The following is a 22641-nucleotide window of genomic DNA, read 5'->3' as shown; positions in this document are numbered from 1 at the left end:
CCCACCCCTATCCAATTAAAATTTTGCCTTCTGGGTATTTTATATTTCCCGATTTACTTTTTTTATTTTTAGCTAATGCTAGTATTATAGTAAGTGGTCCCACTCTCCCTGCATACATGGTAAGTAATATTATTACCTTTCCTACAAATGTTAATTTTGTAGTTAATCCGAGTGTTAATCCAACTGTAGCAAATGCTGAAGTAGCCTCATACAAAAAGTATTCAAAAGGAATATTCGGGTTCTGTGTAATAGATAATATCATGGTAACTGATATAACAATTGTTAGGGAAATAAGTGATACTGCAAACGCTTTATACACAAATTCTTTGCTTATGCGCTTTTGAAATATTTCAGTATCTTCTCTTCCACGAACCACAGACACTATAGTCATAAAAATCACAATGGCAGTAGTCGTTTTTATTCCACCCGCCGTTGATCCAGGCGATCCTCCAATAAACATTAAAATTATTGTTAAAAACTTTCCCGCCGTGGTCATTTTACCGAGTGGTATAGAATTAAACCCTGCTGTTCTTGGAGAAACTGATGCAAAAACGGAAGATAAAAATTTGCCCTTAATAGACATTCCTTGCATAGTGTCGGCATTATTCATCTCAAAAATATACATAAGTATTGCCCCTAAAACAACCAATGCTATCGTCGAGTAAATAACTATTCTAGCATGGAGTGACAATCTTTTTGTTCCCTTGCAATTATAAATTTCTACCCAAACATAAAATCCTAACCCACCTATTATTATTAATGATGCAATTGTTAATATTACTACTGAATTACTAGCATAAGCAGTGACACTATTAAAGTTTCCAATCAAATCAAACCCAGCATTGCAGAACGCAGACACCGAATGGAACACGCTATAATAAATACCTTTGGCAATTCCAAATTCAGGAATAAATTGTGTTGAGAATAACACAGCACCTGTTATCTGAACATAAATTGTAAATATCAATACATATCTGACCATTTTCACTAACCCTTGTAATGAGTTTACATTCATAGCCTCCTGCATTACTAGTCTTTCCTTTAATGTTATTCTTTTACCTAAAATTAAAAAAACTAAAGTAGCTACAGACATAAATCCAAGTCCACCTATTTCTATAAGTAACATAATCACTGTTTTGCCAAAATATGTCCAATATGTTCCTGTGTCTAGTACTACAAGTCCTGTAACACACACAGCAGATGTAGAGGTAAATATACAATCTATGAAAGGCGTAATTTTACCACTTTGCGAAGCTATAGGTAGACTTAATAGTATTGCCCCTATAACTATGACTATAGCAAACCCTAATGCAAGTATCCGAACAGGAGTATATATGCTTTTCTTTTTAAGATCTTTAATATCTAATTTCAAATTATTCACCTCTAAATTTCCAACTATGATGTTTTACTAATTATATCACTTTACATGTTTTTGTCAAAAATGCAATAAAAAATGCAGCCGTATGGCTACATTTTTGAATAAATAATTTTTATGCTTGTAATTGTTTTTTTGCAACTTCTACTAATTCAGCAAAAGCTTTTGGATCATTTATTGCAATTTCAGAAAGCATTTTTCTGTTAATATCTATGCCTGAAAGTTTCATTCCATTCATGAATCTTGAATACGAAAGGTCATTTAACCTTGTAGCAGCATTGATTCTAGCTATCCAAAGTTTTCTAAAATCTCTTTTCTTTAATTTTCTTCCGATATAACCATTTCTAAGTGCTCTCATTACTGCTTCATTAGCTGTTTTAAATAACTTACTTCTACCACCATAGTAGCCTTTTGCAAGCTTTAATACTTTTTTATGGTTTTTACGAGAGTTAACTGCTCGCTTAATTCTTGCCATTTAATATACCTCCTAATCACCATTCAATTATAAGTATGGTAACAATTTCTTCATCGATTTTATTTGAGTTGTTGAAACATATGCTGTTTTTCTAAGGTTTCTTTTTCTTTTCGGGCTTTTCTTTGTTAATATATGACTTGTAAAAGCTTTAGCTCTTTTTAACTTACCTGTTCCTGTTTTCTTAAATCTTTTTGCTGCGCCTCTATGTGTTTTCATTTTAGGCATAATAAAATTCCTCCTCTCAGTTATGCTTTTTTGGGAGCTAAAATCATTATCATATTTCTTCCCTCTTGTCTCGCTGGTTTTTCAACAATATAAACATCACCGATTTTTTCTACAAAAGATTTTAATATCTTATGTCCTACTTTTGAGTTTTCAATTTCTCTACCTCTAAATCTTACGGTTATCTTTACCTTATCTTCATCCAACAAGAATTTTTTAGCATTACTAGCCTTAATTGCAATATCATGATCTTCTATTGTTGCACTTAATCGTATTTCTTTAAGATTAACAACTTTTTGTTTCTTTTTAGCTTCTTTTTCTTTTTTCTGTTGTTCATAAATAAACTTACCAAAATCCATTATTCTACATACTGGAGGTTTTGCGGTAGGAGACATCATAACTAAATCTAAATCTTTCTCTTCCGCAAGATTCAACGCATCTTTAGTATTCAAAATACCCAATGCAGAACCATCAGCTCCAATAACTCTTATTTCTCTAACTCTGATTTCTTCATTCATCATGAAATCTTTGTTTTTACTAATAATTTTCACCTCCTAAGTGTATTTAGATAAAAATATAATATTTAAACAATTAAAAGGACGGCAAAATGCCGTCCCTAATAGTAACAAATTTAAATTACTAATTAACCTAACTAGCATTACTGTTAGGTGAGAAACGGCTGTTTCTTCTTGTAAAAGATAACTCTATTATATTAAAATATTTTTTATATTTTCATTCACAACAATTCAAAGTATACTATCTAAGTATTTGTTTGTCAACACTTTTTTATTTATTTTATTCACATATCAAAATGCCTTACTACCATACAAGAGTTTCTTTTTTTATCTCTTCACATTTAACACATTTATCACAATAATAGACCCTATCTGCAAAAACCTTGTTTATCGTTTGTATTAGTTCTTTATTTTTACAATGTTCTACACAGTGTATAATTACTTTTTTAGGAGCATTGGTTATCATAGTGCTAATAATAAGCTCTTCTTGATTTTCTTTTGAATCAAATTTAACATCCGGTAACTCCATCATCATATTTCCTACTAAATCATTACCTTCTTCATCTGTTAAACGATAATTTCCGTTTTTTTCAATTAGAATATTAATCTCATCTACCTTACTATCCTGAACATCAACAAAGTATTTAAGCAATTTTATAAACTCATTATATTCTTTCTCTACCATATACTCTTCCACAACTTTATCCACTATGCACTCTAAATCACCCTTTAGCTCTTTTGTCCTAAAGGTTAAAAATCCACGTATGTTAATTTCATTATTTTCTTCTATACATTTAGTTATCTTATCGATTATACTATTTTTCTTATTCATACAGTATACTCCATTAGGTCCAGATATTTCGCCTTCACTGCTCAAGTATTCTTGTATTCTAGGTTTAATTTGTTCTATTTCATCAAATTGCAGAAAAAAATAAGATTCATCTAAAAATTTTTTAAGTCCTTTTTTACAAAATTCCATTACAACTATTTTATATAACATGTTTGCAACATGCAAATTAAATGTTTTGATACCAGCATCACTTAAGTTGTCATCATCACAAAAAAACTTTACTACGTGAGTATCCCCTATTATATTTTCCGAAATACCTGAAAATTTTTTTTTATCTTCAAAACACTTCTTAATGTCTTTAATTTCATCAATAATACATTCCATACTCCTATTATATACAATAGTTAATAAAAGCATTTCGCACACTCCTTTCTCACTAAGATAGTATGTGTGTAATATTAATGTATATGCAAAATAGATTAAACAATTATCGACATATTGCAATTTGCGATAGCTTTGTGTTATAAAATAAACATAAGAAAATAAATATTAAATAGGAGTATTGTAATGAAAAATATTATTGTTGATTTTAGAATCCATAACGAAGAAAAGGAATATTTAGTTTCTAGAGGATATAACTTGCTTATTTGCCCTCCTAGTAACATTTTATACGAGGCTGTATGTGGTCACCCTGATATGCTTATGCATATTTTAGGCAATGATATTATAGTTCATAAAGACATGGATAACGAATTCATACTGAGCTTAGTTTTGTTAAATTATAAAGTTTATAAATCAAATTCAACTTTAAAAAATAAATACCCTTATGATATATGTCTCAATTCATTAAGCCTAGGCAATCTTTTTATTCACTCAGTTAATTTTACTGACACTAATCTTTTGTCACTATTGAAAAACAGAAAATTAATAAACGTTAAGCAAGGTTATACAAAATGCTCTACTTGCATTGTAAATGATCATGCAGTCATAACTAGTGATGTTTCTATCGCTAAGGCTTTAAGCATTGAAAAAATAGATATTTTATTAGTCCCACCTGGTGATATTATCCTTCCCGGGCTTAACTACGGTTTTATAGGTGGCGTAACAGGTCTTATCGAAGATAATGTCTTAGCTTTTTATGGTCACTTAGATCATTATTTGTATGGGAAAGAAGTATTAAATTTTTTAAATAAGCATAAGGTAGAACCCGTGTTTTTAAGAAATGGAAAACTAATCGATAGAGGTAGTATTTTGAGAGTCTAAAGAATCCAGAATATGCGGAAATAAAAAGTAGCCCAATTGCTGAAACATCAGCATTTGGACTACTTTTTATTGTTTTGGAGGCGCCACCCGGATTTGAACCGGGGAATAAAGGTTTTGCAGACCTTGACCTTACCGCTTGGCTATAGCGCCATTATTCATAATTATAGTTGGAGCGGAAGACGAGATTCGAACTCGCGACGTTCACCTTGGCAAGGTGACGCTCTACCACTGAGCCACTTCCGCAACATGGTGGCTAGACCAGGAATCGAACCAGGGACACGAGGATTTTCAGTCCTCTGCTCTACCGACTGAGCTATCCAGCCTTAATAATTTTAAATTTAGTAAATTTAAATGGCGACTCAAAAGGGACTCGAACCCTCGACCTCCGCCGTGACAGGGCGGCACTCTAACCAACTGAGCTATTGAGCCATATGTGGTGGGAACAACAGGGTTCGAACCTGTGACCCTCTGCTTGTAAGGCAGATGCTCTCCCAGCTGAGCTATGCTCCCACATATCTTTATCAGACTAGTACAGTTTACATCATTTCATAAAACTTGTCAACTACTTTATGTGTTAACTGTTTTTTTACTTTATTGTTAACTTCCTCGTCCATGTGTACTTTGTGAGTACTTTATTATATTATAAGATTTTCTTACGGCTGTCAACCATAAATACGGCGGATATTCATGTATATTTGAATTATACTCCCTATTTGTCAAATTTACTCCACTTTACTACGATTTGAAACATATATTACTATAGAATATAGTTTGTGTATTGCTCACTATAAAAAGCAATATCACAAATACTATATTCTCTTTATCCAAAGATGTATTTTTTCTATGAATTAGCTTCTTTAAGTAATTTCCCAATTTCTTCATGATTGAATTCATAATTTTCATTACAAAAATGGCATTTAAGTTCTTCTGTTTTACCATCATTATATAATTCCTCTAAATCCTTTTTACCTATACTTATTAAGGCCTTCTCAACTCTTTCCCTACAACAATCACATTTATACGTCGGCTTAACCTCTTCATGTATTTTAAGTTCCATATCTTCAAAAATAAATTCCAAAATTTCTTCGATGTTCATCCCTTTTGCTATTAATTCAGTTATAGATGGAATTTCTTCAAGTCTATACGTTATTATATCAGCTAAAAATTCATCTGCACCAGGCATCATTTGTATTATAAAACCTCCTGAAGCTTTAATGCTCATGTCCGTGTCAACTAAAACTCCGAGTCCCACAGCAGACGGCGTTTGCTCTGATACAGTAAAGTAATAAGCTAAATCATCCCCAATTTCACCTGTAGAGATTGGCACTTGACCTATATACGGTTCCTTTAGTCCCAAATCTCTTATAATCCTTAAATAACCATCCATACCAATGGCAGCACTTACATCAAGTTTCCCCTGTTTGTTTGCAGGCAAATCTACATTAGGATTTCCTATGTACCCTTTTACACTTACATCAGCATGAGCAGTTACTACCACTCCTCTTGCTTCTCCTCCGCCATCAATTTGAAGTGTTAAACTATCTTGCTGCGACTTTAACATGCTTCCCATAAGAGTACCAGCCGTTAGCATCCTACCAAAAGCAGCTGCTGCCGTGGGTGCACACAAATGCATAGAAACCCCCTCATTTACTAAATCCGTAGTTATTGCTGCAACTATTCTAACCTGGCCTTCCTTTGCAGTAGCTCTAACCAATTTATCCATATACTAGCCTCCTGTAAACTATTTTTGTTTTTTACTTCTTAAGTACATAACATATTCGCTCTGTGATTTTACTTACTACTTTATCTTCATAGTTATCCATCTTTTTAATTATTTCGAACCCAATTTCTTTTATAACACTTTCTACATATTCTTCTTTATAGGCCCTTTCAGAGTGTTGCTCATCAAAGCGTCTGAACACTTGTCCTTCTTTTACAAAAAAAGTTAAATTCATTTGCACTATATCATTTTCTAAATAATTTTCCCAAATATACACTACATCATCACTATCGTAATTATAAATATTATTTCCAAGCACATTGGTAAGTTTATAATAAGAGTTAATATCAAAGATGAATAACCCATCCTGTTTTAATAAATCATAAGCACCTAATAAATACTTTTTAAAATTTTCTTTTTTTAATATATAGTTGCTAGAATCTAATCCGCAAGTTATAAGATTAAAAGTATTATCTAAATTCAATTCACAAATATCTTGGCATACAAATTTTGCTCCTACCCGAGCATCTCTCATCTTTTTCTCTGCTTGACTTAACATATCACAAGATAAATCAACTGCCCACGTATGCTTAAACTCATTTGCAATTTCTATAGTAAGATTTCCTGTACCACAGGCTAAATCTAAATAACTCTCCATATCTAAGTGATACTCTTTGCAAATACATAATATTTGGGAAGCCCATGTTTTATAATCAATATCAGAATTGATTAATTCATCATATATACAAGCAAACTCTTTGTAACAGTTCATATTAACATTTCTCCTTTATATTCCTCTTAATACTATAATGGTATATAATATACTAACCTATATACCAAATATTGTCCAAATTAATTTGCTTAATATCTTTAAAAATCTTTGTTTTTAGGGAGATTTATGGCTTTCTTTCTTTTTGTCATTAAGCCTCCAATTCTTCCTGTTTCTTCTGCTGTTAACCCACTCCAACCATCAACATCTATCTTTTCTGTTAATCCTAATTCTTCTGCTATTTCATATTTTAACGATTCTCTTAGCATTTCGTTTTTAGTTAACTCTTTATTTGTTCTTAATTTAGCTTTTATAACTTTTTTCAAAGGTGTTTTACCCATCATATACCTCCTAATTATAATTGTAATATCTTATATTTTTTACAATTCGAGGTTTTTTATTCATAATAATAAATAAATATTACCCGTTATTTAATCATAATATGATTTAAATTACAGTTTTATAAATATACCCATTAAATTGTACCTTGCTGATTTTCAGTTTTTTTTTTAAAAGTATATATATTTTTACATATGGGCTATATAATATAATCTAATAAGAAAAATATTTTAGTGATAATTTATGTGTTTCTTAATTCATTATGAAGAATATTACGAAATGCTTCACTAAAAGCTATCTAAATTAATAACTATATAGTATAAACTACTAGGAGGTAATCTTATGAGTATTTTTAAAGGTTCTGGTGTTGCAATAGTCACTCCATTTAATGAAAGAGGCGTAGATTTTAAAAAACTCGAAGAATTAATAGAATGGCATATCAAAAGCATGACAGATGCTATTGTAGTATGTGGTACTACAGGTGAAGCTTCTACTATGACCGAGCAAGAAAGAAAAGAGACTATAAAATTTGTAGTTGATCTAGTTAATAAGAGAATTCCAGTAATCGCGGGTACAGGAAGTAACAATACTGCCGCTGCAATAAGTATGAGCAAATGGGCAGAAAAAATAGGAGTAGACGGATTACTTGTAATTACGCCTTACTATAATAAGACTACTCAAAAAGGCTTAGTTGAGCATTTCAAGGCAATTGCAAATAGTGTAACTTCACCAATAATAATATACAACGTTCCTTCGAGAACAGGTCTTAATATTATTCCAAGCACACTTCTAAAATTATGCGAAGTACAAAACATTGTAGCAATTAAAGAAGCGAGCGGCGATATAAGTCAGATAGCACAGATTAAAGCGCTCTGCGGAGATAGAATAGATATCTATTCAGGTAATGACGACCAAGTTATACCTATACTTTCCTTAGGAGGTATCGGAGTTATATCTGTTCTTTCAAATATAATTCCTACAGTGATTCATAACATGTGTGAATTATATTTAAAAGGCGAGCATTCAAAAGCTCTAAAAATTCAATTGGATTATCTTCCTCTTAATGGCTCTATATTCATAGAAACTAACCCTATCCCTGTAAAAACAGCTATGAATCTTATGGGAATGGAAGTCGGGGCTTTAAGACTACCACTATGTGAAATGGATGAATTAAATTTAAAGATTCTAAAAAAAGAATTAAAAGCATATAATATCCCTTTAAAGGAGGAAATCAAATGATTAAAATGCTTCTAAATGGCTGCAATGGAAAAATGGGCAAAGTTATTTCTGAAATGACTAAAGCATCAACAACGATTTCAATTGTTGCAGGTGTTGATAAAAATTCATTTAATTTAGGCTATACATGCTATGACAGCATACTTGAATGTGAAAATGATATAGATGTGATTTTAGATTTTTCAAGGCCAGATGCTTTAGATTCCTTATGTAAGTATTCTAAAGAGAAAAATATCCCTATTGTGTTCTGCACTACTGGTTACACGCAAGAACAGTTATCTAAAATCAGTTCCCTCAGCACCGAAATCCCAGTATTCCACTCTGCAAATATGTCTATAGGTATAAATGTTGTTAATAATATACTTAAAAGCATAAGCAATATGCTTTACAAGGATTTTGACATTGAGATAATTGAAAAGCATCATAATCAAAAAGTCGATTCCCCTAGTGGTACCGCTCTACTTCTTGCAAATACAATTAAGGATTCTATAGATGACGAAACCACCTTTGTCAAAGGACGTGACGGTTTAAGTAAAAGACAACCTAATGAAATAGGGATTCACGCTATCCGTGGTGGAAGTATTATAGGTGATCATGAAGTCATATTTGCAGGAAAAGGAGAATGTATTGAAATTAAGCATACTGCAATATCAAGAGATGTTTTTGCAATAGGTGCACTTAAAGCCTGCGAATATATATATGGAAAAGAAAAAGGTCTATATAGTATGGATGATGTAGTTAATATGTCAATATAACGACAGTTCAGAAGGAAAGTCTCCCATTACTACACGCTGGAGTTACGTGCCCTAACAAATAAAAAACTTCAGTGGGAGTACAAATCTCCTTCTGAAGTCGTTAATACAGATCCGCAGGATTGATTTAGCCTTTGAACTACAAAAGCAACCTTCAAAGTATTAAATACTTAAATAGGTTGCTTTTCTAGTTCAATATTTTTAAAAATTACTTAGGTAATGATTTAATCCATTTTTCCATTCTATCTAAAGCCTCTTTTAACACTTCCATACTATAAGAATATGATATCCTTATGAAACCTTCTCCTCCGGCTCCAAAAGCCGAACCAGGCACAACAGCGACCTTGCCTTCATTCAACAGTCTGTTGCAAAACTCTTCGCTACTCATAGAAAATTTTGTTATAGAGGGAAATATATAAAAGGCCCCTTTAGGAATAGTTGTATCCATTCCCATTTGCTTCAACCTTTTATATACATAATCTTTTCGCCTCTCAAACTCCACTTTCATATTATTTACATCATTCATGCTGGAAAGTAATCCTTCGCACGCACCCCATTGAGATATTGAAGGTGCACAAGAAACATTATACTGATGTACTTTCATTATATTATCCATGATATATTTGCTAGCACAAACATATCCAACTCTAAGTCCTGTCATTGAAAACATTTTAGAAAATCCACCCACCAAAATTACTTTATTTCTTAATTCATCAATTTGAGCTAATGAATAGTATTTTTCATAACATAATGAGCTATAAATTTCATCACTTATTATGTAAATATTTTTTTCTTTTAGGATTTGAAAAAGTTTATTTCGCTCGAATAATGTTAATGTTGCTCCAGTAGGGTTAGACGGATGTGACATCACTAAAATCTTAGGATTTTCTTCATTAATAAGTTTATTTAATGTTTCAAAATTAATAGTAAAATCACTGTTAAGCTTATAATTAACTACTTCTGCTCCAAAGATCTTTACACAGCTCTCATAAGCTGGATAAGCTGGGGTCGGTACCAGCACTTTGTCTCCAGCATTTAAAAATGCTGCAAATGTGCATAGAAGTGCCTCACTCCCACCAACAGTCACAGTTATTTCATCAGCTGAATAGTTGATGCCTGTGCCGCATAAAAAATTAGAAATCTCATGTCGTAGCTCCGGAATACCTGCATTAGTTGTATACTCAGTTTTATTTTCATTAATAGCTTGGATCATGGCTTTCTTAATATTTTTAGGCACTGGAAAATCAGGTTGACCAAGAGTCAGTGAAATCGCCCCTTCAACTTGTGAAACCTTATTAAAAAATTTTCTAATTCCAGAAATCTCTACATTGTTTACATTATTTGAAAATAAATTATCCATAACATCATCCTTTTCAATGTGTTTGTGCTTTCAATTATTTGCATTATAAGTATTTTACTATATAATAGAATAAAAATCAGTATTTTTTAAATTGTTCTAGGATAATGCTAATATTTATGGTGTAATCGAAATTAAATGCATAAAAATGAAAATTTGGCTTAATACTTATAATACGAAAGGAGATTAACTATGAACTATGATTTAACCGACCCTTATGAAATTGCAAGGTACATAAAAGAAGCTAAAAAGGCAACTCCACTCAAACTCTATATTGATGGAGATTTATCACAATGCGAATTTGGTAATATAGAAAGTTTTGGTAACGGAAGCTTTTATATCCTTTTTGGAGAAAGTAATGAGGTATCAGATTTTCTAATGAAGTATAAAGACAGAATCAAAAAATCCAAACTTGAACAAGACAGACGAAACTCTGCTATCCCTTTGATAGATTTAAAAAATATCGATGCAAGAATTGAACCAGGTGCAATTATACGCGACAAGGTTACCATAGGTAAAAATGCCGTTATAATGATGGGTGCCATAATTAACATAGGTGCTGAAATTGGCGATGAAACTATGGTAGATATGAATGCTGTTGTTGGTGCCAGAGGTAAACTCGGTAAAAGAGTTCATTTAGGTGCAGGTGCAGTAATCGCAGGAGTGTTAGAACCGCCAAGCAAAAGTCCTTGTGAAATTGGAGACAATGTACTAATTGGAGCCAATGCTGTAATTTTAGAAGGAGTAAAAATTGGAAATAATTCTATAGTGGCAGCAGGATCTGTAGTTGTAAATGATATCCCTGAAAATGTTGTAGTTGCTGGAACACCAGCAAAAATAATAAAAAATGTGGATAGTGGAACTAAAGAAAAAACTAAACTACTTGATGATTTAAGAAAATAACAAAAATTAAAAGAGCATATATTACTACAAATTCATTTTACTTTGCTAAGTAATTCTAAACTAATTTTATTGAAAGATACTAAACAGTACAAACTCGCTAACGCTCAAACATGTACCGTTCTTAACGTATCTTCCGATAAAATTAGTTTGAATTACTAAAGCTTGTTCGAATGTATTTTACGTAATATATGCTCTTTTCAACCCCATTAAAAGAAGAAAATTCATTCTACATATCTATACTATATAACGTCTAGAGCTTCAAGGTCCTGCTCTTCATCAATCATATCCGCTTCTACTGTGCCCTCACCATCTTTATCAACCTTTTCCATCTTTGATATAGAGACTTCATATGCCACTTTCTTTATAACTTCGTCATCTGATAATTTCTTTTGATATTCTCTACTCTGAAGTCTTCCCCATATTCTTATATTATCTCCTACTTCAAGACTTTTACAAAACCTAGAATTTCGTCCCCAAGCAATTGTAGGTATATAATCAGATTTATTATACAATCTGTTAACTGCTAAAAGCATGTCCGCAATCTCTCTCCCAAAGGGAGTTGTCCTATACACCGGACTCTTGCAAATATATCCATCTAAAAATATTTGATTTGGATTCTTACTGTGTTCTTCACAAATTTTAATATCTCTAGCAAATACCGTTAATATTAATCGGTTAGATCCGTCAACGAATTTATTGTAAGATCTAAGTTGACCTTCAACTATAAACTCATTTCCTATTGTAATATTCATACCTGCAATTAATCTTTCAGAAATTGTTATAGTTAAAATATCTGTTGTTTCGCTAAGTCTCCAAACCTCAAAATCGAATACATAAAAGCCTTCTCCATACATTTCATGACTGAATTTCAATTCAGATACTACCTTTCCTTCTAAATAAATCTTGTTATTTAACATAACATTATCCATCATAATCCCTCTTTCCCTTAGTTTTTTTTAATAAACTTTCTTTAGAATATAAATATTCAGTTTTTCAATGTAATATACCTAATATTAAGAGAATTTTGTTTATATCTATTTTTCCAAAATTATAACTAATTGTCATTTCCATTATAATACAAATACACCGTGGATTTCAATACATTTAATTTTTATTTTTGTATTTGTTTTCCTGATTCATTTATATAATAATTTTTTTTGTATATAAGGTTTGATATTTTTACAAATTCATAGCCTTGAGCCTTAAAATGGTTTAAAATTTTATCCAAATTTTCAGGTGTATATTTTGCATTATTGTGAAATAAAAGTATGGAGCCCGGCTTAGTCTTTTTAATTATTCTATTATACTCAATTTCTGCCCCCTGCTCTTTCCAATCAATACTATCTGCATCCCATTGAATACAATAATGATTTGTTGATTCTACGGTCTCAATTACTAAATTATTATATTCTCCAGATGGGCATCTAAAAAGAGTTGTTTCTTTCCCTGTTATAGCCATTATTTTAGCATCTGTGGTGGTTATCTCTTTGTTCATTCTCTCTTTGGATATTGTAGTCATTATAGGATGCTTATTGGAATGGTTCCCTATTTCATGGCCTTTTTGATGTATAGTCTTTACTCTATCCGGATACTGGTCTAGCCACGCTCCCACTATAAAAAACGTTGCTTTAGCATTGTACTTATCTAATATTTTTAATATATCATCTGTTCTATCATCGCCCCAGTTTGCATCAAAAGAGATTGCAATCTTTTTCTCTTTAGTATCTACGGAGTAAATTGGTAATTTACGTTGCTCACCCAAAAACGCACCCTTAGTTTTTAAGTTATAAACACCTATAATTGATAAAATTACAATGAAAATCGCACAAAATACTATTAATTTTTTTTTTATGTAATTCATATCCTCTTATATCCTCCTTATAATCACTTTGTGCCAAAGTAATAGATATCTCCTATCGTCTCCCCGCACATTTATACTTTAAATTTATATTCTATAAGTTAATATATATGTGTATAATTTATAAAGTTTATTTCTTTGAAAATTCAGATAACCCATTATATAGTATTAAAATTAAAAGCACCGATTCATTTCGGTGCTTTTTATGTTATAATGTTTATAGTTAATTTTACATGAAATGATACCGTTCATTTTTGTTTTATATTAAGCAGACTACAAGGAGGAACAGATATGTTTGAGGATGCTTTAGACTTAGCTGAAAATAAGCTTCTTTTACTTTATATATTTTATAAAATAAAGCTCCCTATTTCTAATATTCAAATAACACAAATTATTTTAGAGAATAATTTTATAAATTATTTTACTTTGCAACAATATATTACGGAACTTATTGCATCTAACCTACTTAAGCATACTGATCAGAAAGGTAAACATAGATTAGTCATTTCGCAAAAAGGTGACAATGTTCTATCTTTATTTAAAGGAAGAATTTCTGAAAGCAAGATACAACTTATTGATAGCTATTTGAAAGTTCATATTGAAAACATCAAAAAAGCACTCACGGTTAGTGCTGATTACACAATAGAAAACAATAATAATTATTTAGTTAACCTAACCGCTTCAGAAGATAATTTTACACTTATAGATATTAAACTTAGTGTTGCGTCGAACAAGCAAGCACGAAATTTATGCAGTAAATGGAGAAAAAACCCTTCTGAACTTTATGCTAAAATAATTAATCTTCTCATAGATGATTAATCTTAATCTTCTATAGAAGCTGATTTTTATAAAAGTGCCATACCTGTGGGCTCTCCGCCAATAGAGATGGCTTTTTTATTTTCAGTAATTTTATCAATTCTAATAAGCAAATTGTTATAATTATCACCTACATACAAATATTTTTCATCTTCGAGTATTCCCCGAGGCATACCCCCAATTTTAATTTTTTTTATCTCTTTGTAATTATTTATGTCTAATATACTCACCGTGCCATCTCCAAAATTTGATACATAACAGTATTTTTCATTACAATACATGTCCACAGGCGAATTACCAACAGGTATCTTGTATAATACGTTATAGTTTTTTAATGAAATAATGCTTATACTTCCCTTATTGTCTATACCTATATTGCTCTCGCAAACTAAAATATAATTTCCATCCGGGGTAATTAGAGCTTTAGTAGGATATGCCCCCACCCTAATATTTTTAATATTTGTATTCTGAGCACAATCTATTATTGTTATGCTGTCACTATTCATATTTGCCACTATAATAAGGTTCTTTCTTTTACAAAGATAAATACTATGTGGTGAGTTACCACATGGAATTACTTCTACAATTGTTTTTTTGTCTAAATCAAAAACTATTATATCATCAGAATCTCCACAAATAACATATGCCCTATTATCATAAACTGATAAATCATTACAATGCATACCTATAAAATAACTTTCTGTTTCATTATTATCAATATCAACCATAGAAATACTATTATCATAACTATTAGCTGTTAATATCTTGTTTTTATATATATATATACCATGAGGACCAATTCTTTTGAGATTTTTTTTATCCAAATATATTTTTTCTTCTTCTATAAACAAATCCAAGTTAACTTTTGATATGCAATCTGCTGAAGTACTACACACATATAACTTTCTCAAATCCCTCACCTCCCCATAACCATAATATGAAAATAGCGCTAATATGCTAACATTGTTTTCATTAAAATTAAATTCTTGAAATGAGGATACTTAATAGTATATAATAACTATTGTAATTATTAATATTACAAAGGACGGAGGAGTAAATTATGTATAGTTATGATCCAAAAGGCGTTTGTTCAAAAAAAATAACTTTTGAAGTCGTTGACGATAAAATAACAAATGTTGTTTTCACAGGAGGATGCGCTGGAAATTTAAGTGGAATTTCAACCTTAGTAAAAGGTATGGAAGTTTCCGAAGTTATAAAAAAACTTAAGGGTATTAACTGTGGTGGTAAAAGCACTTCTTGCCCAGACCAATTAGCTTTGGCACTGGAAGAATTAGTTGCAAAAGCTTAACCAAATAAGAATACGATTCGTATGAAGTTTCCCCTGCGTGGCACCAAATAAGAGTTTGAAACGTGAAATTCCATTAAGAAATTCTAATCTTTTGCAAATATAAAATTCTCTAACACTCACATTCGGCGTGCGCCGGTTCGCTAGCCTTCCTTCCAGTCAGTCTCACGAGAATTTTATATTTGCAAAAGAAGAATTTTAAATGGAATTTCAATGTTTCTGCTCTTCTTATTTGGTGCCACTTCCGGAGAAACTTCATACTATATCATATTTACACTAAGGGAACTTAAAGAAAATAACAAACCAAAGATTCTGAGGATATTTTGTGACAGACGAAGTGCCCTAAGATGTATTTAAGATTAATTTCTGATAAAGAAAATAATAATTTTCTTTAATCCCCACCAAAAGTCTTTTAGCCGGTAGGCTGCATATGCGGTACATATGTTTTGAATTTAATATTTTCCGCAAGCTGTTTCCTATATAATAAAAATAAATTGACACATATTATCTAGTAATATGTGTCAATTTATTTTTATTACTATTAATGGCTATGAACATTTCGTATTATTTTTCTCATATCGCCCACCATGTATAAAGAACCTGACACTAACAGTAAATCATCTTCATCGCAGTAGCTCAAAGCTTTTTTATATGCATCCTCATAATCTTCAATTGCCTCGCAACTCATAGTATATTTTTCTACTTGGATTTTTAATTCTTCGCAGAGTTCTGCCCTATCGCTATGGGGGGTAACAGTAATAACTCTACTCACCTTTGGAACTATAGTTTTTATCATCTCTTCCACTTGCTTATCCGCAAGGATTCCTAAAATTAATATGATTTTTTTGTAGTTAAAGTACATATCAATACTCTGCGTAAGTTTTTCTATACCATCTATATTGTGTGCACCATCTATAACTACTAAAGGCTTTTTATGCATCACCTCAAGCCTTGCTGGCCACACTACACTCCCAAGCCCTGTTATTATATGATCTCTATTAATCATTGCGCCTTGCTCTATAAGCTCCTCTATAGCATGAACCGCTACAGAACAGTTTAGTAATTGATGTTTTCCTAAAAGTGATAAATCAATAGTATAATCATTATTTGAAGTTTGCACTTTCAATTTTTGAATTATAGCATTATTACTAGTACACATTGTTTCTTCCATTGAATCCACTGCACTATATTGTAAATTTCCCTTCCCTAAATATACCGCTGAATCCTGTGATACTTTTATTAATTTGCATTTTTTTTCTCTACATATTCTTTCTATTACTTCTTCGCTTTGTTTTTGTTGTGGAAACATAACTACGGGAATCCCCTCTTTAATAATACCTGCCTTTTCACAAGCAATTTTAGCGATGGTATCTCCGAGTATTAGCGTATGGTCCAAACTAATAGATGCAATAATACTTAAAATAGGTGTAATTACATTTGTTGAGTCAAGCCTTCCACCCATCCCTACTTCAACCACTGCAAAATCTATATTGTTTTTATAAAAATATAAAAAACCCGCGCAGGTAATGATTTCAAACTCTGTTGGATTACTATATCCTAGTTCCACTACCTTTTCTACCGCTTTAGAAACCTCTGTCACAACATCACTTAAATCTCCTTTAGAGATGTTTTTATTATTTATTTGCATTCGTTCTTCAAACTCTTCAATAAATGGCGAAATATATGAGCCTACCTTATATCCAGCTTCGACCAAAATCGTAGTCACCATAGCAGTAGTTGAACCTTTCCCATTAGTTCCTGCAATATGTATACACTTTAATTTTTTATGTGGGTTTCCTAAAAGTTCTAATATTTTTTCAGTTCTCTCAAGCCCAAGTTTGCTACCAAACTTTGCTGTATTTTTTATGTAAGCTATAGATTCATTATAATTCATGCTTATCCTTCCTTTCAAAATAAATAACTATGTCCGGTTAAATTTTATACCAACTTAGTGGCAGTTAACAACCTTTTTTATAAAAAATCCAAAAAATTTGTAACACTTTAATCATTACTTAAATAAAATATTCTAAGTAATTCTTTTTAGGAATTATTTTATGTATAGATACTGCGTACTAATACCTGAGAAAATATTAGAGACGGTTAACATCTATTCCCCCATTAGATCTGTTAACCCACCTCTTTTATTTTCATAAAAATGCCCTACAGCATAGACTTTTATCTACTCTATAGGGCATTTTATTATTTTGCTATTTTATGTTATTTAGCAGCAGTTACGTAGGCTTTTTGGAACCAATGTTTTCCTAAAGCTGATGTACGAACTCCCATAATATTTGGTTTTGAAACCATTGTATTTGTATACCCATAAATAGGAATTACAACATCATTGTTCATAATAATGTCTTCTGCTTCATGCAAAATAGCCATTCTCTTAGCTGGATCTAATTCCTTTTTTGCAGCTATTATTTTTGCATCATATGCTGGATTACTGTATCCAGCGTCATTATTTCCTGAACTTGTTGTAAATAAATCAAGGAATGTCATTGGATCTGTGTAGTCTGCATTCCAGCCATTTCTTGCAAGAATATATTGCTTAGTATTTCTTGTTTGTATGAATACCTTCCATTCTTGGTTCTTAAGTTCTATATTTACTCCAAGATTTGTTTTCCACATATCTTGAACTGCAGCAGCTATATTTTGGTGTCCCGCAAGGGTGTTATAGAGTAAAGTTATTTTAGGGAATCCTTTTCCATCTGGATACCCTGCTTCAGCTAGTAATTTTTTAGCTTGAGCTATATCTCCCTCCGCTGGGTAGTAAGCTTTATTTGCAAAATCCTTACCATTTGGTTCTAGACTCCCTTTTGGAACAAATGACGTTGCTGGGGTTTGCCCACCTTTACTAACGTTATCAACTATGTCTTTTCTGTTAAGGGCAAGCGATAATGCTTTTCTTACTTTAGGGTTTTGTATAGCCTTAGCAGCCTCTGGATTTATCTTAACCGCCTCTGCTGTAAGATTTAGCACATAGTAGTAAGTTGCATAATTAGGAGTGATTTTGCAACTACCATCTGCTACAAGCGCAGGAATTTCTGATTGTGGTGGGTCTTTAATGAGATCCATTTGACCGGCTTTATATGCTGAAAGTGCTGCTGTTTGATCCTCTAACATTTTATAGTTAAGAGTATCAAGTTTAATATTTTTAACATCCCAATATTTGTCGTTTTTTACAAAAGTCAAAACATCCTTAGGTTTCCATTCTTTCATTTTAAATGCACCATTAGTAATATAAGTTGCAGGTTTGGTTGCCCAAGAAGCATCTTTATCTGCTACATCTTTTCTAATCGGCATATATGTTTCGAAAGCCATAAGTGATAAGAAGTAAGCAGTTGGGTTCTCGAGGGTAACTACAAGAGTTGAATCATCTTTAGCCTTAACTCCGACTTCATCAACAGTTGCTGATTTTACACCAGCTGTTTTCTTGTCAGCTGCAAGTTCGCTTTCATTATACCCTTGGGCATTCTTCAAGTAAAAAAGTTGATAAGAATATACAGAAGCAGTTGCAGGCTTTAAAACTCTTTTCCACGCATATTCGAAATCACCAGCAACAACTGGTTTGCCATCTGACCATTGAGCGCCACTTCTAATATGAAACGTATAAGTCAAACCATCTTTTGACATTTCATACCTATCAGCCATACCTGGAATTGGTTTATCTTTATCATCCAATCTCATCAAACCCTCAAAAGCATTTCCGATAACATCTGCACTGTCACTTGCCTGACTTAATGCTGGATCGATAGTCTTAGGTTCTGCACCTAAATTGAAAGTTATTACCTGCGGCACCTTGCCATTAGCCTCTGGTGCCGCTTTAGTGCCACAGCCCGATAGCAATGATACCCCTAAGGTTACCGCAATCAAAGTTGCACTAATCTTTGTTGATTTATTCATTTTTATTATTCCCCCCTGTTATATATATAACTATTCGTTGCAAAGCATCGAATTATACTCAATAATATATTCGCTAAACAAAATTTTTATACCATTTAAAATAAATGACAAGCCACAAAGTGGTCTGCCCCTAAATTTTTAAGCTCTGGGTCTACCTCTGAACATATTGCCTTAGCATATTTACATCTACCTTTAAATCTACATCCCGGTGGAGGATCTATAGGTGATGGTATTTCTCCCTCAAGCATAATCCTCTTTCTTAGTGCTGCACCTTCAGGGTCCGGTATTGGAATAGCCGAAAGTAGCGCCTGAGTATATGGATGCATTGGGAGGCTATATACCTCATCACTTTTACCTATTTCAACCATTTTACCTAAATACATAACTCCAATTCTATTTGATATATGCTTAACCATTGATAAATCATGAGCTATAAAAAGATATGTTAATCCCATATTTTCTTGCAACTCTTCGAGCATATTTATAATCTGTGCTTGTATGGAAACATCAAGTGCAGATATAGGTTCATCACAAATTATAAATTCTGGTTGCACTGCTAGAGACCTAGCTATACCAATTCTTTGTCTTTGACCGCCAGAAAATTCATGTGGATATCTGCTAGAATGTTCACTGTTTAATCCCACCGTTGTTAACAGTTCTTGAATTCTTGCCATTCTATCCTTACCTTTATAAACACCATGAATATCAATTGATTCACCAACTATGTCGCCAACAGTCATTCTTGAATTTAACGAAGCATAGGGGTCTTGGAATATCATTTGAATTTTTTTTCTATAAGGAAGCATCTGCTTTTGACTTAACTTTGATAAATCATGTCCATCGTATATTATTTGTCCACCAGTTGGTTCATATAGCTTTATTATTGTTCTTCCACAGGTTGTTTTACCACAGCCTGATTCTCCCACAAGCCCTAAAGTCTCACCTTTATTGATCGTAAAAGAAATACCATCTACTGCTTTTACATAACTATGAGCTGTACCAAACAATCCCTTTTTAACAGGAAAATATTTTTTCAAATCTTTTATTTCAACTAATACTTTTTCAACACTCATTATAAACTCCCCCTTCCAACAGGTGCTTTTACCTTAGGTGCACTAGGGTGATTTAGAAAGCAAGCTGCATTATGCTCAGGACTAATTTGAAATAATGGCGGTCTTTGCTTTTCACAAATCTTCATAGAATAATTACATCTAGCTGCAAATGGACATCCCACAGGAGGTTTTAACAAATCTGGCGGTTGACCCTCTATTGGTTTCAGTTTTTCCCTTATGGTACTTTGGGGATTTGGAATACTATTTAAAAGCCCCCAAGTATATGGATGCCTTGGATTATAAAATAAGTCCTTAGTAGACCCCGTCTCTGCAATTAATCCACCGTACATAACATTTATTCTGTCGCAAACATCTGCAACCACGCCTAAATCATGCGTTATAAGAATAATAGAAGTGTTTAATTTTTCTTTAATATCCTTCATAAGTTCAAGAATTTGTGCCTGTATAGTAACATCTAGGGCTGTTGTAGGTTCATCTGCAATTAACAATTTTGGTTCACAACATAATGCCATAGCAATCATTGCACGTTGTCTCATACCACCAGAAAATTCATGAGGGTATTGTTTCATTCTTTTTTCAGGACTTGGGATTCCAACTAATGAAAGCATTTTCACTGACTTATCAAAAGCTTCTTGCTTACTTAATCCTCTATGTTTAAGTAATGGTTCCATTATTTGATTACCTATGTTGAATACAGGATTTAGGGAAGTCATGGGGTCCTGAAATATCATTCCAATTTCATTTCCTCTTATTTTTTCCATTTCTTTCTCGGAAATCTTTGCTAAATCTTTTCCTTGGAATAGCATTTCACCATCTATTATTTTCCCTGTATCAGCAAGTAGTCTCATAAGTGACATCATAGTAACGCTTTTTCCACTTCCGGATTCTCCAACTATTCCAAGAGCCTCACCTTTATTTAAGTAAAAGGATACTCCACCTACAGCCTGCACCTCTCCTACATGTGTAAAAAAAGATGTTTTTAAATTATTTATTTCAAGTAATTTTTCCATAATTTCCCCCTTACTTATTTTCTCATCTTTGGATCTAGAGCATCTCTTAAGCCGTCACCAAGGAAATTAAATGCAAGTATTGTTAAACATATTGCCATCGCCGGGAAAAACAATTGTAATGGGTAAAGTTGGTATCCATCTAATGCTTCTGACGCAAGGCTTCCCCATGATGCTTGAGGTGCAGAAATTCCAAGTCCTATAAAACTAAGAAAAGCTTCTGTAAAAATAGCACCCGGTACAGACATTGTCATTGTTACTATTATCGGTCCCATACTATTTGGAATAAGATGTTTTAGTATTATTCTCATGCTAGACGCACCTGAAACCTTTGCAGCAAGGACAAATTCCTGTTCCTTTAGTGCCATAACTTGCGAACGAACTATTCTTGCCATTACCACCCAAAAGGATATTGCCATTGCAATTATAATATTTAACATACCCCCATCGGCTGATGGATGATTTGGTTTAGTAAGTATAACCATCAAGAGAATAACATAAATCATACTAGGTACTGACCAAATTACATCAACAATCCTCATCATTAAATTATCAACAATACCACCTGCATATCCTGCAATACTACCATACAAAATTCCTACAACAAGATTTAATATACTTGCAACATATGCAATCATAAGTGAAATTCTTGCTCCATATAATATTCTTACAAATTGGTCGCGACCAAACTTATCAGTACCGAGCCAATGAGTCGCACTAGGGTTTTGGTTTGCAATTCTAAAATTCTGAGAATAATAATTATACTTTGATAACATTGGGCCAACTATAGCAAGTATAGTTATTAATATAACAAAAACTAATCCTCCCATCGCAAGCTTGTTTTGTTTTAATCTTCTCCAAGCATCCTGTAGATAAGTTTCACTTGGTCTAACTATCTCATTCATTTTTTTCTTGTCATTTGGTATTTTTTCAAATAACTCACTATTTATCTCCATGTT

23 protein-coding genes, 5 tRNA genes and 1 other annotated feature are annotated in these 22641 nt (G+C 32.2%); of the genes, 6 read left to right on the top strand and 22 right to left on the bottom strand.

Translation table 11 applies throughout. From position 1 onward, the window contains the following. Positions 1 to 7 precede the first annotated feature (7 nt). The 5 genes from ACWJJT_RS15675 to ytxC form a co-directional block, all read right to left on the bottom strand. Positions 8 to 1372: a TrkH family potassium uptake protein gene (locus tag ACWJJT_RS15675; RefSeq protein WP_462955351.1), complete on the bottom strand. Its 1365-nt coding sequence runs from the start codon at positions 1370 to 1372 to the stop codon at positions 8 to 10. A gap of 118 nt (positions 1373 to 1490) precedes the next feature. Further along, positions 1491 to 1850, bottom strand: coding sequence for a 50S ribosomal protein L20 (gene rplT / locus ACWJJT_RS15670; RefSeq protein ID WP_165414229.1), 360 nt, complete (start codon positions 1848 to 1850; stop codon positions 1491 to 1493). 27 nt (positions 1851 to 1877) lie between these two features. Further along, entirely contained in the window at positions 1878 to 2075 is a 198-nt protein-coding gene (gene rpmI / locus ACWJJT_RS15665) for a 50S ribosomal protein L35 (RefSeq protein WP_165414228.1), read from the bottom strand. Positions 2076 to 2095: 20 nt separating this feature from the next. Beyond that, positions 2096 to 2623 (bottom strand): translation initiation factor IF-3, encoded by a 528-nt coding sequence (gene infC, locus ACWJJT_RS15660; protein WP_165414227.1) that lies wholly within the window; start codon positions 2621 to 2623, stop codon positions 2096 to 2098. Positions 2624 to 2657: 34 nt separating this feature from the next. After that, positions 2658 to 2769, bottom strand: a sequence feature (ribosomal protein L20 leader region). 122 nt (positions 2770 to 2891) lie between these two features. Continuing rightward, positions 2892 to 3794 carry a putative sporulation protein YtxC gene (gene ytxC / locus ACWJJT_RS15655; RefSeq protein WP_462955350.1) on the bottom strand — a complete coding sequence of 301 codons (903 nt, stop codon included), beginning with the start codon at positions 3792 to 3794 and terminating at the stop codon, positions 2892 to 2894. Positions 3795 to 3944: 150 nt separating this feature from the next. Between ytxC and ACWJJT_RS15650 the strand changes: the two genes are divergently transcribed. After that, positions 3945 to 4640, top strand: coding sequence for a DUF6873 family GME fold protein (locus tag ACWJJT_RS15650; RefSeq protein WP_462955349.1), 696 nt, complete (start codon positions 3945 to 3947; stop codon positions 4638 to 4640). Positions 4641 to 4715: 75 nt separating this feature from the next. On the opposite strand, the gene ACWJJT_RS15645 is transcribed toward ACWJJT_RS15650, so the two are convergent. The 8 genes from ACWJJT_RS15645 to ACWJJT_RS15610 form a co-directional block, all read right to left on the bottom strand. Then, positions 4716 to 4790, bottom strand: a tRNA-Cys gene (locus ACWJJT_RS15645). Positions 4791 to 4808: 18 nt separating this feature from the next. Continuing rightward, positions 4809 to 4883, bottom strand: a tRNA-Gly gene (locus tag ACWJJT_RS15640). Between the two features lie 4 nt (positions 4884 to 4887). Continuing rightward, positions 4888 to 4963 (bottom strand) — tRNA-Phe (locus ACWJJT_RS15635). Between the two features lie 29 nt (positions 4964 to 4992). Then, positions 4993 to 5069, bottom strand: a tRNA-Asp gene (locus ACWJJT_RS15630). A gap of 5 nt (positions 5070 to 5074) precedes the next feature. Next, positions 5075 to 5150: transfer RNA gene (locus ACWJJT_RS15625), tRNA-Val, on the bottom strand. Positions 5151 to 5481: 331 nt separating this feature from the next. Next, positions 5482 to 6363 carry an Hsp33 family molecular chaperone HslO gene (hslO, locus tag ACWJJT_RS15620; protein WP_462955348.1) on the bottom strand — a complete coding sequence of 294 codons (882 nt, stop codon included), beginning with the start codon at positions 6361 to 6363 and terminating at the stop codon, positions 5482 to 5484. 31 nt (positions 6364 to 6394) lie between these two features. Continuing rightward, on the bottom strand, positions 6395 to 7132 hold the full coding sequence (locus ACWJJT_RS15615; RefSeq protein ID WP_462955347.1) for a class I SAM-dependent DNA methyltransferase: 738 nt from the start codon (positions 7130 to 7132) through the stop codon (positions 6395 to 6397). A gap of 98 nt (positions 7133 to 7230) precedes the next feature. Beyond that, on the bottom strand, positions 7231 to 7470 hold the full coding sequence (locus ACWJJT_RS15610) for a small, acid-soluble spore protein, alpha/beta type (RefSeq protein ID WP_165414222.1): 240 nt from the start codon (positions 7468 to 7470) through the stop codon (positions 7231 to 7233). Positions 7471 to 7810: 340 nt separating this feature from the next. Here ACWJJT_RS15610 and dapA point away from each other — a divergent pair, with 340 nt between their 5' ends. Both dapA and dapB read left to right on the top strand, forming a co-directional pair. Next, positions 7811 to 8707, top strand: a complete 897-nt coding sequence (dapA, locus tag ACWJJT_RS15605; protein ID WP_462955346.1) for a 4-hydroxy-tetrahydrodipicolinate synthase — start codon at positions 7811 to 7813, stop codon at positions 8705 to 8707. Then, entirely contained in the window at positions 8704 to 9459 is a 756-nt protein-coding gene (gene dapB / locus ACWJJT_RS15600; protein ID WP_462955345.1) for a 4-hydroxy-tetrahydrodipicolinate reductase, read from the top strand. Before dapA ends, dapB begins: the two co-directional genes overlap by 4 nt. A gap of 205 nt (positions 9460 to 9664) precedes the next feature. Here dapB and ACWJJT_RS15595 read toward each other — a convergent pair whose 3' ends face one another. Continuing rightward, the gene (locus ACWJJT_RS15595) at positions 9665 to 10816 is read right to left on the bottom strand and encodes a pyridoxal phosphate-dependent aminotransferase (RefSeq protein ID WP_462955344.1); all 1152 of its coding nucleotides are present in this window, start codon (positions 10814 to 10816) and stop codon (positions 9665 to 9667) included. A gap of 189 nt (positions 10817 to 11005) precedes the next feature. On the opposite strand from ACWJJT_RS15595, the gene dapD reads away from it, so the two are divergent. Further along, positions 11006 to 11716 (top strand): 2,3,4,5-tetrahydropyridine-2,6-dicarboxylate N-acetyltransferase, encoded by a 711-nt coding sequence (dapD, locus tag ACWJJT_RS15590; protein WP_462955343.1) that lies wholly within the window; start codon positions 11006 to 11008, stop codon positions 11714 to 11716. Positions 11717 to 11955: 239 nt separating this feature from the next. On the opposite strand, the gene ACWJJT_RS15585 is transcribed toward dapD, so the two are convergent. Together ACWJJT_RS15585 and pdaB are read right to left on the bottom strand one after the other, a co-directional pair. Continuing rightward, a complete protein-coding gene (locus ACWJJT_RS15585) occupies positions 11956 to 12645 on the bottom strand; it encodes a single-stranded DNA-binding protein (RefSeq protein WP_462956799.1) in 690 nt (229 codons plus the stop codon). A gap of 182 nt (positions 12646 to 12827) precedes the next feature. Beyond that, positions 12828 to 13577 (bottom strand): polysaccharide deacetylase family sporulation protein PdaB, encoded by a 750-nt coding sequence (gene pdaB / locus ACWJJT_RS15580; protein ID WP_462955342.1) that lies wholly within the window; start codon positions 13575 to 13577, stop codon positions 12828 to 12830. Between the two features lie 288 nt (positions 13578 to 13865). On the opposite strand from pdaB, the gene ACWJJT_RS15575 reads away from it, so the two are divergent. Next, the gene (locus ACWJJT_RS15575; protein ID WP_216303278.1) at positions 13866 to 14393 is read left to right on the top strand and encodes a DUF4364 family protein; all 528 of its coding nucleotides are present in this window, start codon (positions 13866 to 13868) and stop codon (positions 14391 to 14393) included. Between the two features lie 26 nt (positions 14394 to 14419). Here the strand turns inward: ACWJJT_RS15575 and ACWJJT_RS15570 are convergent, their stop codons facing one another. Further along, entirely contained in the window at positions 14420 to 15301 is an 882-nt protein-coding gene (locus ACWJJT_RS15570) for a YncE family protein (protein ID WP_462955341.1), read from the bottom strand. A gap of 149 nt (positions 15302 to 15450) precedes the next feature. On the opposite strand from ACWJJT_RS15570, the gene ACWJJT_RS15565 reads away from it, so the two are divergent. Next, complete coding sequence (locus tag ACWJJT_RS15565; RefSeq protein ID WP_216303280.1) at positions 15451 to 15699, top strand: TIGR03905 family TSCPD domain-containing protein; 249 nt, start codon at positions 15451 to 15453, stop codon at positions 15697 to 15699. Positions 15700 to 16237: 538 nt separating this feature from the next. On the opposite strand, the gene ACWJJT_RS15560 is transcribed toward ACWJJT_RS15565, so the two are convergent. The 5 genes from ACWJJT_RS15560 to ACWJJT_RS15540 form a co-directional block, all read right to left on the bottom strand. Then, positions 16238 to 17590, bottom strand: coding sequence for a bifunctional folylpolyglutamate synthase/dihydrofolate synthase (locus ACWJJT_RS15560; RefSeq protein ID WP_216303281.1), 1353 nt, complete (start codon positions 17588 to 17590; stop codon positions 16238 to 16240). 323 nt (positions 17591 to 17913) lie between these two features. Beyond that, the gene (locus ACWJJT_RS15555) at positions 17914 to 19608 is read right to left on the bottom strand and encodes a peptide ABC transporter substrate-binding protein (RefSeq protein ID WP_462956798.1); all 1695 of its coding nucleotides are present in this window, start codon (positions 19606 to 19608) and stop codon (positions 17914 to 17916) included. Between the two features lie 89 nt (positions 19609 to 19697). Next, entirely contained in the window at positions 19698 to 20675 is a 978-nt protein-coding gene (locus ACWJJT_RS15550) for an ABC transporter ATP-binding protein (RefSeq protein ID WP_216303282.1), read from the bottom strand. Continuing rightward, positions 20675 to 21685: an ABC transporter ATP-binding protein gene (locus tag ACWJJT_RS15545; protein WP_216303283.1), complete on the bottom strand. Its 1011-nt coding sequence runs from the start codon at positions 21683 to 21685 to the stop codon at positions 20675 to 20677. Before ACWJJT_RS15545 ends, ACWJJT_RS15550 begins: the two co-directional genes overlap by 1 nt. A gap of 14 nt (positions 21686 to 21699) precedes the next feature. Then, positions 21700 to 22638 carry an ABC transporter permease gene (locus ACWJJT_RS15540; RefSeq protein ID WP_462955340.1) on the bottom strand — a complete coding sequence of 313 codons (939 nt, stop codon included), beginning with the start codon at positions 22636 to 22638 and terminating at the stop codon, positions 21700 to 21702. Positions 22639 to 22641 lie beyond the last annotated feature (3 nt).

The organism is Clostridium sp. CM041, assembly GCF_055081035.1.
The sequence above is the reverse complement of the archived record's forward strand: the minus strand, read 5'-3'. Positions and strand labels throughout refer to the sequence as shown.